11 protein-coding genes are annotated in these 12,843 nt (G+C 48.3%); 3 read left to right on the plus strand and 8 right to left on the minus strand.

Translation table 11 applies throughout. The annotated features are described in order from the left end of the window. Positions 1–297 precede the first annotated feature (297 nt). The 6 genes from KNP00_RS10665 to ybaK all read right to left on the minus strand — a co-directional run bounded on the left by KNP00_RS10665 (position 298) and on the right by ybaK (position 5,537). On the minus strand, positions 298–1,764 hold the full coding sequence (locus tag KNP00_RS10665) for a phytoene desaturase family protein (protein ID WP_215145010.1): 1,467 nt from the start codon (positions 1,762–1,764) through the stop codon (positions 298–300). 23 nt (positions 1,765–1,787) lie between these two features. Further along, positions 1,788–2,855, minus strand: a complete 1,068-nt coding sequence (locus KNP00_RS10670; RefSeq protein ID WP_215145012.1) for a glycosyltransferase family 2 protein — start codon at positions 2,853–2,855, stop codon at positions 1,788–1,790. Beyond that, the gene (locus tag KNP00_RS10675; RefSeq protein WP_215145013.1) at positions 2,852–3,550 is read right to left on the minus strand and encodes a lysophospholipid acyltransferase family protein; all 699 of its coding nucleotides are present in this window, start codon (positions 3,548–3,550) and stop codon (positions 2,852–2,854) included. Before KNP00_RS10675 ends, KNP00_RS10670 begins: the two co-directional genes overlap by 4 nt. Next, positions 3,516–4,265, minus strand: a complete 750-nt coding sequence (locus tag KNP00_RS10680; protein WP_215145015.1) for a carotenoid biosynthesis protein — start codon at positions 4,263–4,265, stop codon at positions 3,516–3,518. Before KNP00_RS10680 ends, KNP00_RS10675 begins: the two co-directional genes overlap by 35 nt. Positions 4,266–4,354: 89 nt before the next feature. Next, a complete protein-coding gene (pssA, locus tag KNP00_RS10685; RefSeq protein ID WP_215145017.1) occupies positions 4,355–5,053 on the minus strand; it encodes a CDP-diacylglycerol--serine O-phosphatidyltransferase in 699 nt (232 codons plus the stop codon). 19 nt (positions 5,054–5,072) lie between these two features. Further along, entirely contained in the window at positions 5,073–5,537 is a 465-nt protein-coding gene (gene ybaK / locus KNP00_RS10690; RefSeq protein WP_215145025.1) for a Cys-tRNA(Pro) deacylase, read from the minus strand. A gap of 144 nt (positions 5,538–5,681) precedes the next feature. On the opposite strand from ybaK, the gene KNP00_RS10695 reads away from it, so the two are divergent. After that, the gene (locus KNP00_RS10695) at positions 5,682–6,422 is read left to right on the plus strand and encodes an enoyl-CoA hydratase/isomerase family protein (protein ID WP_240542848.1); all 741 of its coding nucleotides are present in this window, start codon (positions 5,682–5,684) and stop codon (positions 6,420–6,422) included. A gap of 21 nt (positions 6,423–6,443) precedes the next feature. Here KNP00_RS10695 and KNP00_RS10700 read toward each other — a convergent pair whose 3' ends face one another. Beyond that, on the minus strand, positions 6,444–7,802 hold the full coding sequence (locus KNP00_RS10700; protein ID WP_215145029.1) for an MATE family efflux transporter: 1,359 nt from the start codon (positions 7,800–7,802) through the stop codon (positions 6,444–6,446). A gap of 160 nt (positions 7,803–7,962) precedes the next feature. After that, a complete protein-coding gene (locus KNP00_RS10705) occupies positions 7,963–9,747 on the minus strand; it encodes a glycoside hydrolase family 13 protein (RefSeq protein WP_215145031.1) in 1,785 nt (594 codons plus the stop codon). 371 nt (positions 9,748–10,118) lie between these two features. On the opposite strand from KNP00_RS10705, the gene KNP00_RS10710 reads away from it, so the two are divergent. Next, entirely contained in the window at positions 10,119–11,384 is a 1,266-nt protein-coding gene (locus tag KNP00_RS10710; RefSeq protein WP_215145033.1) for an extracellular solute-binding protein, read from the plus strand. A gap of 105 nt (positions 11,385–11,489) precedes the next feature. After that, the gene (locus KNP00_RS10715; RefSeq protein WP_215145035.1) at positions 11,490–12,842 is read left to right on the plus strand and encodes a sugar ABC transporter permease; all 1,353 of its coding nucleotides are present in this window, start codon (positions 11,490–11,492) and stop codon (positions 12,840–12,842) included. Position 12,843 lies beyond the last annotated feature (1 nt).

Consider the following 12,843-nt stretch of genomic DNA (forward strand, 5'->3'; position numbering starts at 1 on the left):
CCCTAAAAATGTGCCGGGACTCATGGGGAATGAGTCGATGGGACATCTTTGTCGACACAGGATGCTTGATGGACTAAGGGGGAACATCATACGCATGCTGTCTCGACTACGGGATACGAGTGGGGAAACTCGTTCATCACTTTCTCGGGTGTGACAAGTTCAAAACGCGATTTGGCTCGGGGAAGCCACTCGATCGCTACAGGTGTAACCGATGTTACAAAACTGTTTGAACTCGAATATGATATTATCACGTCTCAAACTTGTCGACAAGTGTCGAAACTCACGTTCACAAAATGTTCATATTGTCAGAGGTATGTCCTCTAACATCGACCGTGCGGCGAATTGTCCTGAAAGCGTGACCATTGGGCTACCGCCTCCAGGATGGGTGGAGCCACCGGCAAACCAAATGTTCGACACGTCCGTCGACCGGGCAGCCGGTCGGAAGAAGGCCCCTTTTTTTGAGTTGGCCGATGTTCCATATAGCGCACCATAATATGCATAAAAGTCACGGGACAAATCTTGAGGCGTGACGCGTTTATGATAAGTCACTTCTTCATCTTTCCAGTCCACACCGAACTGACGAAGGCGACGACGAATCAAATGCTCGTACGTATCCGCATCGATCTCGGTCAGATGAGCGGGTGCATTGATGAGGATGAACAAGTTGTCACCCGCTTCGCCCATCGACGGATCGGTCGCAGATGAATTGGATATATATATTGTCGGTTCATCCGCATAGCGCTCTTCTTGGAAAAGTGACTGAAACTCGCGTTCATAATCGTCTGAAAAATAGACGTTATGATGGGCGAGGTTCAATCTTTTTGATAATCCGATCATCATGACGAATGCAGAAATCGATGGTTCGACGGTATCACGCGTCGGGACAGGGAAGGACGGGCGATCCTTGGCATCGATGAGTCGTGGGTATTGAGTGAGCAATTCTCCATTTAGAAGAACCGCATCACACGAGAGGCTCTCCTGTTCATCTATGATGACCTCGCGTGCCTTCCCGTCCAACACTTCAATCTTCGTGACTTCATGTCCGAGTCGGAACGTCACACCAAGCTCACTTGCCCGCTTGGCGAACCCTTTCGCAATGGTCCAGTTTCCTCCTTTTGCGAAGTATACTCCTTCATTCAGCTCTAAATGCGCAATGAGAGCGAACGTGCCGGGTGTCACGTACGGACTGCTCCCGATATATGTCGCGTATCGATCGAGTGCCTGGATGATGCGCGGGTCTTTGAAGTATTTCTTATGAAGGGCGTGCAAAGTTTGAAGTGGATGTACCTTCACCATGTCTGCCCAAAGACCAGGGTCTACTTTTGTCTCCATCCGAGTAAAGAATCGTTCATTTGCGATACGGAACAGTTTCTCCGCCTCGTCTAAATATGCATGTAATTGATTTTTTTTCATTTGATCATTCGTCAATCGCCTTACTTCCGCCTCGAGTTGTGCCCGATCAGCACTGAACGTGAGTGAGGAGCCATCCGAGTAATGGTTGACGGTATGATGGTCAAGCTTGATCAATTCAAAGTAGTCGTCTGGATTGGCCCCGCTGTTTCGGATGACAGAGCGAAATACATCCGGCATCGTGATTGTATTCGGACCGAAATCGAACCGATGTCCGTCAGTGATGACAGGCATGAGCTTTCCACCAACATGTTCATTCTTTTCGATGACCGTGACGTCATAACCACGAGCCGCAAGCGTGACTGCGGCGCTGAGTCCACCGAGTCCAGCTCCAATCACAACAATCTTTTTCATACGTGTGTCCCCCTTAAGACGCGTTAAGAATAGTGACGACCTTTCCAAGTGATGGGCATCCGCCTCCACTTTCGAATGACGGCGTTCCCGAGTAAGGTCAAATAAACGAGTATACTAAGTGGATGTAACCATGTACCGGTTCCGTTTGCCTTCCAATCGACAGCGAGGCGGGCGAGAATCACGAAAAGTGCTGCACTGACCGTTTGCCAGCTCGGATCAAATATCCATGCGACCATTCCCGTCAATTGAATCGAATAATACGTCAGAAAGTACAAGGCGAGTCCTACTGATTCATTCATTCCCTTGAAAACGTTTTTTGAAAACCCGGACCATACTTCTTCGTTCGTTTCATACATATCGCAAGAGATGAACGGAGAGACTTGAACGAGTGACGTGATTTTTTTTTGGCGCTTGAACGTTCGGCATAAATCGATATCATCAATCAAAGATGTTCGAATCGCAGCGTGCCCGCCAACCTCTTCATAACTCTTCCTTTCGACGAGTACGTTCATCCCGTTCGCTGCTGCGAACGCCGGATGTTTTACTTTTCGCCAAAACAGTGGAAGGTGTTGGGCGATGAGTACATGTTGCATCGGAATGATCAATTTCCCGAGAAATCTCGACGTCGGGAATCGAGGGAATCCTGATAAAAATACGGCTCGTTCGCGACTGAGCGTGGCATGCATGCGTGCAATAAAGCTGGGGTCGATCGTGACGTCCGCATCTAAAAAGAGAAGATACGGTTCGGTCGTGCGCATCGCAAGCTGATGACAAGCATGGACTTTGCCGGCCCAGTCTTGAGGCAAGGGGACGCCTTTGATGATTGTAAAGCGGTCGTCGTCTGCGATGGCACGCTCCAATTTTTCGTATGTATCGTCTTCGGAGCGGTCTTCGTAAATGTAGACGTGGACCTTTTCCGGTATCGCCGTCTTCAGATTGGAAATCAGGTTGTCGACATGGCGAGACTCGTTCCGCATCGGGATACAGACGGCCGTTGCTGGTGTTTGTCCCGGACTTGAGAGTGGTCTCAAGAACAGCAGATTGACGATCGTGAAGATGAGCATAAAGAGGGTGATCAGCCATAATATCATGAGCCTCCCCTCCCGATTCGAAAGATTGTTTCGGTCCACTCGGCGAGGTTTCGGCGTGACCGAAACAGTGGGATATAGGCGTTTGAATGTGTGATGACGTCATGTCTTACATCGTCATACAGTTGTTCGAGTGCTTGCGCAATCTCTTGTTTCTGCGCCCTTCTTGTTGTTGCTGTCACGTTATACTTTCGAAAGCGAACATAGACAACCGGCTCCGCATGGCTTTCAAATGCGTAATACATGGCACAGAGATGGAAAGGTCGATCATTGAGTAGGAGGGTTGCTCCCGATTCGATTTCGACGGGGCGACGTTCTTGCGGCACCTCTCGACCTTGTGGATACAACCATACAGATTTACCAGACTCAAGTAACGTATTCGCATAGGCGAGGGAGGCACGAACGTCAGATAAACTTCCCTTTTTTACAGAAAATGCTCCGAGATGACGAAAGAACGGGAAGCGACGGAGTCCGTCCTCATCCATCAACACATGAATGTCATGTCTTAAAAAATGCTCGTTCACCATATACATGATGAGCCCATCCCACCAGGCGCTATGTGTGCTTAAGAATAGTCCTGGCGTCGGCACGTCGTCTGCTCTGATGTAGACGTTGTGAAACGTCGGCCGAATTTGACGCTCTCGTACGAATGTGGAGAATATATCATTGAACCATTTCTGTTTGTGTGACTCGATCATCGCGACCTCTCCTTTCTAGAAGAATCACCCCGGAAGTGATGACGCTTAGGAAGCCGATCCCGTATAGACCTGCGTTCACCGCTGTCACACCGAAGAGGACGTGTAGCATGACGAACAAGTACACCCCGTGTCGAATGAACAAAGAGTCGACAGTGCGTTCATGACGCTGTAACAGCCATGAAAAAATGAGGGATAACCCGAACCATCCGACGAAGTTTTGTGTCGGGATATCATAGTATAACCCGTCATTGGCCCATAGCCAGTAACCCTTTACATTTGCCGCGACCGGATCAATCGCCATATCGAGCCATACCGCAAGAATCGGGACGAGCCATAAAATCTTGTTACGGAATGTGAAGAGGCGGGCCACGGCAAAGCTAGAACCGATGACCGCGAGCCATGCCGCTCCGATCGTGACGGGCACGCCGAACACTGTCGGGCCAAACGCCTCGGCATAAATGTACTCGCTGAACGGGAAACCGGTTTTCACACCGAGCGTCTCCACTGCGATCGAACCGAAAAAGATAAAAGGAACGATCCAAATCCCTTGGCGCAATCCTTGATAGAGAATCGTTCCGCCGATTGCACCGGCCAACCATAAAAAGACCGGGTTCGCCCACTCCAACCATGGCGGTAGAAGGTCGAATCCGACCAAAATCAAACCGACAACATACCATAAAATAAACCACTTCCAAATAAACGGATACACTTTCATTTCATCACCTCTTCTTTCATTCTAAAGCTCATTTCAATCTTCGTCTAACAAATGTGTGTATGAAAAAAGAGCCTCGATGAGCGAGACTCTTAATTGGCGACACGTTTTCGTTTTTTCACAAATGAAAAGGCGATGAATAAGACGTAAAACGGAACGGCGATAAACCAAAATGTCGGCCATTCTTTCCACCGGGCGAACATCATATATGTCACGTAGACGAGGCTGATGGTGATGATGAATGAATGGCGAGGTAGAGGTACGTCCTTAAAACTTGGGATACGGACGCGACTCACCATTAACAAGGCAAGCCCTGTAAAGAAAATCGGTGTCAGTAGTTCGCTGACCCGGTCTCCAAACGTCGTGATGACGGCGAGGAGTCCACCAGCGGCCGTGATTGGCACCCCAGAGAAGTAACTCGCTGCAACATTCGTCGCGGATAAATTGAAGCGGGCGAGACGATATGCCCCGAATAACGGGAAGAGCGCCGCAAAAAACAATCCATAATTGCCGTAATCAATAAAGAAGGTGTAGTAAGCGAGCATCGCCGGTGCGACTCCGAACGTGACGATGTCAGCAAGTGAATCTAGTTCTTTCCCGAAGTCTCCTGCGACTCCGAGCATGCGTGCGAGGCGCCCGTCCAAACTGTCGAGCATCATCGCGATGATAATCAACAGCGTGGCGTTAGAGAAGTCACCACGAGCGGCATAGACGATGGCGATGATACCACAAAATAAATTTCCGAACGTAAAGGAGTTTGGGATCCACGAACGGATGCGTTCTTTCCACATAATTTTGCCCCCAGTAAGGTCACTGGCTGAACCAGTGACCGTTTGTGAATTGCAGTAAATCTTCAGGTGTTAATTCGATTTGGTAACCCCGTTTCCCGGCAGAGATCGTGATCGTTTTTCTATCTTTGGCAGCTTCATGGAGATAGACGGGAAACAGTTTTTTCGCCCCGATCGGAGAGACGCCACCCCGAATATAACCGGTCAAGCCCTCGAGCTCCTTCATTGGGACTGGCGATGCTTTCTTCGCTCCCCAAGCTTTTGCAGCTGCCTTTAAATCAATGTCTCGTTCTCCTGATATGAGAAAGAAGGCGTATTGTTTGTTCTCGTTCGTGAGACAAATCGTTTTGTACAGTTCATCGAGCGGTTTATTTAACGTCATCGCCACATGTTTGGCAGAGACATCGGCTTCATCGACTTCATACGTATGATAAGTGAATGGAATCTTCTTTTGTTTCAGTTGCCGAGCGGCATTTGTCAGTTGCATCTGACTCATCCTTTCGTGACCGACTCCTTTTAGAATAGCAAATCAACCAACTTCCCGGCAATTGAACTTCAAAAAACTTTTCAGCAAAGGAAGGAGTATGACGGAATGATGAAGAAATGAACAGTGATTCATTTTAAAGGGGGAATGAAAGTGGAAACGATTCAATTGACGACACATAACGGGGTAGGGTGGTTGAAATTGAACCGGCCTGAAAAACTGAACGCCTTGAACGAGACGTTACTTCGTGAAATGAAAACGGCAATCGATTCATTTGAACAAGATGACGCAGTTCGCGTCATTGTCCTTGTTGGCGAAGGACGGGCATTCTCATCCGGACAAGATTTGACGATTGAGAGCGACGCAGACTACGGGGAATATTTAGAAGAGGTATATCATCCACTCGTTCGGTCGCTTCACTCGTGCAGTAAACCACTAATCGCAGGGATTCATGGCGTAGTGGCAGGGGCGGGACTCAGCTTAGCCCTTGCGGCAGATGTTCGGATTGTCGCCAAATCGACGAAGTTCAGCTCGGCGTTCATCAAAATCGGGTTGGTGGCGGATGCGGGTGGACCTTATCACTTACGTCGACTCATGCGAGACGATCTTGCGTTAGATTGGTTATGGAGTGGCAGTACGATTGACTCGGAGGTCGCGCATACATTCGGGCTCGTCACCAAGCTCGTGGAAGATGCGATGTATACAGAGCGATTGACTTCATATGCGGAGGCACTCGCGGCGAAATCACCGGTCGCTGTTCAAGGAATGAAGGCGCTCATGCGAGCCACTTCATTTGAGGACGGATTGAATGAAGAAATCGACTGGCAACGGAAGTGTGGGGACACGGATGTGCATCGTCAGGCGATGCAGGCATTCTTGACGAAATAAAAAGCGGCCGCGGCCGCTTTTTTAGGTGATTGATTTTGCTTCGAACTGGAAGCCTTTTTGTTGCCACGTTCCGTATTTCCAACGCCGATATGCGAAAAATCCACGGAACCACTCATCGAGAGAGAAAGCGAGCCAAATCCCGAGAATCCCGAGTCCCATTTGGAGACCGAACAAGTAGCTGAACGCCACGGCGACGCCCCACATCGAGGCGATACCAATCATGACCGGGAAGCGGACGTCGCCGACTGACTTCAACGAGCCCATCAAGACGATGTTCATCGCACGTCCCGGTTCTAAAATGAGCGTCGCCCATAGTAGTGGGACACCGACCGCGATGATGTCAGGGTTTGACGTGAATAGGCCAAGGAGTGATTCACTATTAAATGCTAACAGAAGAGCAGCGATAAGAGAGACGAACATGGCGATCTTTAATGTTTTGACACCACGGTGATACGCTTCTTTAAATCGTTTCCCCCCCACATCACGGGCAATCAAAAGCTGTGTGCCTTGAGCGATGGCGACAGTGAACAAGAAGGCGAGCATTGATAAGTTCATGACATACACACGTGCGGCGAGGGAAGCCTCGCCCATCGTCGCGATGAACCCGGTGATGACGATTTGTGACGCCTGATACGACAAGTTCTCCCCGGCAGAAGGGACACCGATTTTAAGGAGTGACTGGATGTCGTCTTTCTTCGGACGAATCACTTCTTTTAACGGGAAATGAATCGTCAGTTTCTGTTTGACGAGCCAAAATAATAGAATCATTGCAGAAAAACGTGCAATCACGATGGCCCAGGCAACCCCGGCAACGCCCGTGACCGGAAGTCCGAACAAGCCGCTGACGGAAAGGATCGCTCCGGCCGCAGTGATGAGGTTGATTAACATTGTCGCGAGCATGGCATGCTTCGTCATGCCGTGACTGCGTAGAATCGAACTGAGTGCCATGATGAGTGCTTCGGTGAACAATGACAGGCCGACAATCTGGAGGAACAACAGACCGTGTTTGAACAGTTCATCCGATAGTCCGAACAAGCGTAAAAATGTCTCGCCGAACAAGAAGATGACGCCGACCATGATTGCCCCGAGCCACATGTTCAAACTGACGGCAGAGCGGGCAAAATCACGACTCTTCTTCATACGCTGGGCACCGATGGCCTGACCGATCAAGATAGTGGCCCCGACAGACGTCACACTGAATACGATTAAAAAGATGTTCAAAATCTGGTTGGCAACCCCGACGGCCGAAGCGGCAGCATCTGAGTAGTGGGCGAGCATCAATGTGGCGATGATTCCCGTTCCCATGTGAAGGGAAAGCTCGATGAAGATTGGCCAAGACAATTTGAACAGACTGAGCTGCTCTGGTTGTTTTGTCTGCATGTGGTGGATTCTCCTTTTTCTCTATAATTCTTTCTGTTAACTATTTGTTTTGTAAAAATGTCAAAGGTCATCTTACTCCTTATGAAATGAAAAAGAAAGGGGTTTGCTGAATTATTTCCAACAAGAAAAATCACCCGAAACAATCAGGTGATTTTCGAAATTATTTCAGTTTTAAAATAGCCGCATTAAACGGTGCGAGCTCGATTTCGAGTGATTCGAGATCACGGTCATTCAACAGATCGTAAGCGGGGCCGCTGTATCCGAGCGGGTTTAGTTTCGAAGTCGAGTCGGAATTGTTGAAGTAGACCAAATACGTCTCGTCCTTCGTGCAACGCTCGATGATGACCGCATTGTTCGTATCGTCGACCAAGTTGAAACGATACGAGCCGGCGTTTGCGAGCACCGGATGATCTTTTCGGAGTTGGATCAATTTTTGAATGTAGCGGAAGAGAGAACGATCTTCCTCGGCTTCATCCCACGGCATACAACGACGGCAGCCCGGGTCTTGTTCCCCTTCAAGTCCAATTTCGTCTCCGTAGTAGATACACGGACTACCAGTGTATGTGAGCATCGAGGTCATCAAGAGTTTGAACTTACCTTTATGACCTTTCGCTCGTGTCAAGGCGCGTGGTGTGTCGTGTGAGTCGATCAAGTTGAACGTGACTTCGTTGACGTTCATCGTGTTCATCATCTCGACACGCGTCAACTCGTTTCGGAACTCGGAAGCGGTCGTCCGGTCAAGCGCGAAATAGTTGAGGCTTGCGTTTGTGAACGGGTAGTTCATGACGGCATCGAACTGGTCGCCTTGTAACCACGGCTGAGCATCGTGCCAAATTTCCCCGAGGATGTAAGCTTCAGGGTTCGCTTGTTTGACGGCTTTACGGAAGTCACGCCAGAAAGCATGATCGACTTCATTGGCGACGTCAAGACGCCATCCATCGATTCCAAACTCTTCGACCCAGTAACGAGCAACTTCTAATAAGTATGCTTTTAATTCTGGATGCTCCGTGTTGATTTTCGGCATATTTTTCTCAAACGCGAACGTGTCGTAATTCGGCTTCGGTTCTGTCGTGATCGGGAAATCACGAAGGTAGAACCAATCGCGGTACTCAGAAGACGGACCGTTCTCTACGACATCCTGGAACCACGGGTGATGATATCCGACGTGGTTAAAGACGGCATCGAGCATGACCTTAATCCCGTTATCATGCAACAGGTCGACCATCTCTTTAAATTTCTCTTTCGTTCCGAACTGTGGATCGATTTCCATGTAGTCGAGTGTGTCGTATTTATGGTTCGTCGTCGCCTTAAAGATCGGGCAGAAGTAAATCCCTGTGATGCCGAGTTCGACCAAATGATCGATATGGTCGATTACTCCTTGGAAATCACCACCGAAGAAGTTTGTCGTCGTCGGTTCGGTCGAGTTCCAAGCGAGTGTCTCTTTTGGATTGAGCGACTCATCTCCGTTGGCGAAACGATCAGGGAAGATTTGGTACCAGACCGTGTCTTTCACCCATGAAGGTGCGTGGAAGATGTCAATCGGGTTAATGAACGGTACACAGAAGTAATAGCCCGTATCATCGAGTGGTTTTTCATCGAACCAACCTTTTTCCGTGTAAACGGCCGTTTCTTGTCCGTCATTCAAGCGGAACCCATATCGAAGACGTCGGAACGGCGGCTTGACGGCGATGAACCAATAGTCGAATGTATCGTCATACCCAATCTTCTCCATTGGAGTCTCATATGTACGCCAATAGCTCGGCTTGTCTGGGTCAAAGTTCCACATTGCCGGGTCTTCGGCATGCCAATCGTAAGGGTCGTTCCAAATCAAGTCTACTGATTCAATGTCGTCACGTTTCGTATGGAAACGGATATGGACCGTCTCACGATCGTATTTGTAGACGAACGGTGACATGGCGCGATGGTAAATCGATTCTTTCATCATAAGGAAAACAATCCTTTCTATAATTGGGGATGACATCATTTTACAACACCGATTATCTAAGAGAATAGGAGTTGCGAAAACGTTTGCTCAAGCAAAGGTTAATAAAGCGTTTACATTTTGTCAATTGCTGAAACGTATAAAATGGGATGAATTTTGAACAAAAAATTAAAAATTACATAAATGGGTCAACAGACGTAAAAAAAGTGTAAAAAAAGACTTGTAAAACGCTTTCACAACTGTATAATAAAAATTGAGGTGAGGATGCAAACGTTTTCACTACCGTGTCAATTTCGTAGCGGAGTTTTAAAATTGATGCGGTCGTGCGGTTGCGCAAATCTGACCATACTATTTCCTTGGGGAGGTTTTTCATCATGAAGATGAAAAAAATGGTAGCAGGACTTTCAACAGCAGTATTCGCATTCGGTGCACTTGCTGCATGTGGTGGCGGAACAGACAACGAGACTTCGAATGAAGGTGGTTCTTCAAACGAGAACAAACCTGAGAAGATCGTCATTTGGGAAGACATCGAAAAGTCTGAGACAACGAAAGAAGTTGCGAAAGCATTCGAAGAAGAGCATGGCGTAAAAGTTGAAGTCGTTGAAGTACAGATGACAGACCAAAAAGACAAGCTTGCGCTTGACGGCCCGGCTGGTAAAGGTCCAGACATCGTACTCGTACCACACGACCAACTTGGTACAATTGCAGACCAAGGTCACTTGACTCCGATCACTGACGAAGGAACACTCGATCCTTTCACAGACGCTGCGAAATCAGCTGTCATGTTCGACGGTCAAGCATACGGTTATCCAAAATCAGTTGAGACACCAGTTCTCATGTACAACAAAGACTTGATGTCTGAAGCTCCTGCATCAATGGACGACCTTTACAAGTTGTCAAACGATGTAAAAGCTGACGGCGAATATGGATTCCTTGCACTTTGGGATAACTTCTACTTCGCACACGGTGTGATTGCTGGATTTGGCGGATATGTCTTCCAAGAAGACGGTGGCGCACTCGACCCAATGGACATCGGTTTGAACAACGAAGGAGCTGTTGAAGGATTCGAGTACATCGGTAAATGGTACGAAGAAGGCCTCTTCCCTAAAGGGTTGATCGGTGAGTCTGGCGGCCAAGCGATGGACCAACTCTTCACTGAGAAGAAAGCTCATTCAGTCATGAACGGACCTTGGGCTGTAGCTGGTTATTCAGATGCAGGCGTGAACCTCGGTGCGGCTCCGATGCCGACACTTCCGAACGGTGAGCCAATCAAAACGTTCATGGGTGTGAAAACATATGCCCTTTCAGCTTACACAGAAAACCAAGAGTGGGCTGAGATGTTCCTTCAAGAGTTAACGAATGAAGAAAACGCATTGGCGATGTTTGAAGCATACAACGAAATCCCACCAGTAGCAGCACTCGAGTCGAACGAGACAATCACGTCGAACGAAGTTGCGAAAGCGGTATTCGACCAAGCGACAAATGCAATCCCAATGCCGAACATTCCTGAAATGGGACAAGTTTGGGAGCCGATGGCACAAGCCCTTCAGCTTGTAGCGACTGGTAAACAAGATGCACAAAAATCTGCAGACGATGCAGTAAAAGTCATCGAACAACAAATCCAAGCGAACAACCAATAAGGAATTGAAATGACGGGGTACGCCATAAGGCGTTCCCCATCATTTTCTAACATTGAGCAAACGTTTGCTTTATTGATTTGCTCAAATCGAAAGGAGAAACTGAGGATGGCTGCAATTGCGAACCCTAAATCACCGGACCAACGCCCGGATAAGCCTACAAACCATGCTCGGAACGCGGGATTACTTTCCATCATTCCGGGACTGGGCCAGTTATACAACAAACAATACGCGAAGGCGGTAGCGTTCTTTATCGTCGTCGTATCCTATTTTGCCGTAAACTATGATCTGTTTTTCAAAGGGGCGGGTGCCGGACCAGGTGACCGTGGAGGACTTTGGGGATTGATCACGCTTGGTGAAGTGCCAGGACCTCGTAACGACCACTCCATCTTCTTGATGGTCGAGGGGATTGTCGCGTTAATCTTACTATTCTTTGGAATCGCATTCTATGTTTGGAATATTCGTGACGCCTATCGTGTCGGTCGCGCTCGTGATCAGCATCTAAATCTACCATCGTTCCAAATGCAGCTACGCAACTTGCGTGACCATGGATTCCCATATTTAATGTTAATCCCATCACTCATCTTGCTTGTATTTACAGTTATTCTTCCGTTGATCTTTACGTTCTTGATCGCCTTTACGAACTATCGCTATAACAATGCTCCACCAGCGAAACTGGTTGAATGGGTCGGATTCGAGAACTTTACACGTATTTTTGAAATCGATATTTTCCGTGACACGTTCTTCGGTGTACTCGGCTGGACACTTGTGTGGACGGTCGCATCAACGACAGGTGTCATCGCAATCGGTATTTTCCTTGCTGTCATTTTGAACCAAGAAGGACTTCGTTTCCGTCGCTTGTTCCGTTCGATCTTGATTCTCTCTTGGGCGGTTCCAGCATTCATTACGATCTTGATTTTCCGTTCGATGTTCAACGAATCGTTCGGGGTGTTCAATACGACGATTCTACCGGCACTCGGGCTCGACCCGGTCGATTGGTTTACAAACCCGACCGCGACAAGATCGGCACTCGTACTCATTCAGTGGTGGCTCGGATTCCCGTTCATCATGACACTCATGACAGGTGTGCTTCAGTCGATTCCTGGTGACTTGTACGAAGCGGCGACGATTGACGGAGCGACAATCTTTGATAAGTTCCGCTTGATCACTTTGCCGATGCTCTTGTTCGCAACTGCACCGATTTTGATTACGCAGTTCACGTTCAACTTTAACAACTTCAACATTATTTATCTCTTTAATGGCGGTGGCCCTGCTGTACCTGGACAAACGGCCGGCGGTACCGACATTCTGATCTCCTGGATTTACAAATTGTCTCTCGGTGCCAACCCGCAATACGGACTTGCGGCTGCGATTACGCTCATTCTGTCATTCTTCATCATGACACTTGCGGTCATCCAGTTCCGTCGGACAAAATCTTTCAAAGACGAGGATATGATCTGAT

This window comes from Exiguobacterium qingdaonense (assembly GCF_018617855.1).
GTDB lineage: Bacteria > Bacillota > Bacilli > Exiguobacteriales > Exiguobacteriaceae > Exiguobacterium > Exiguobacterium qingdaonense.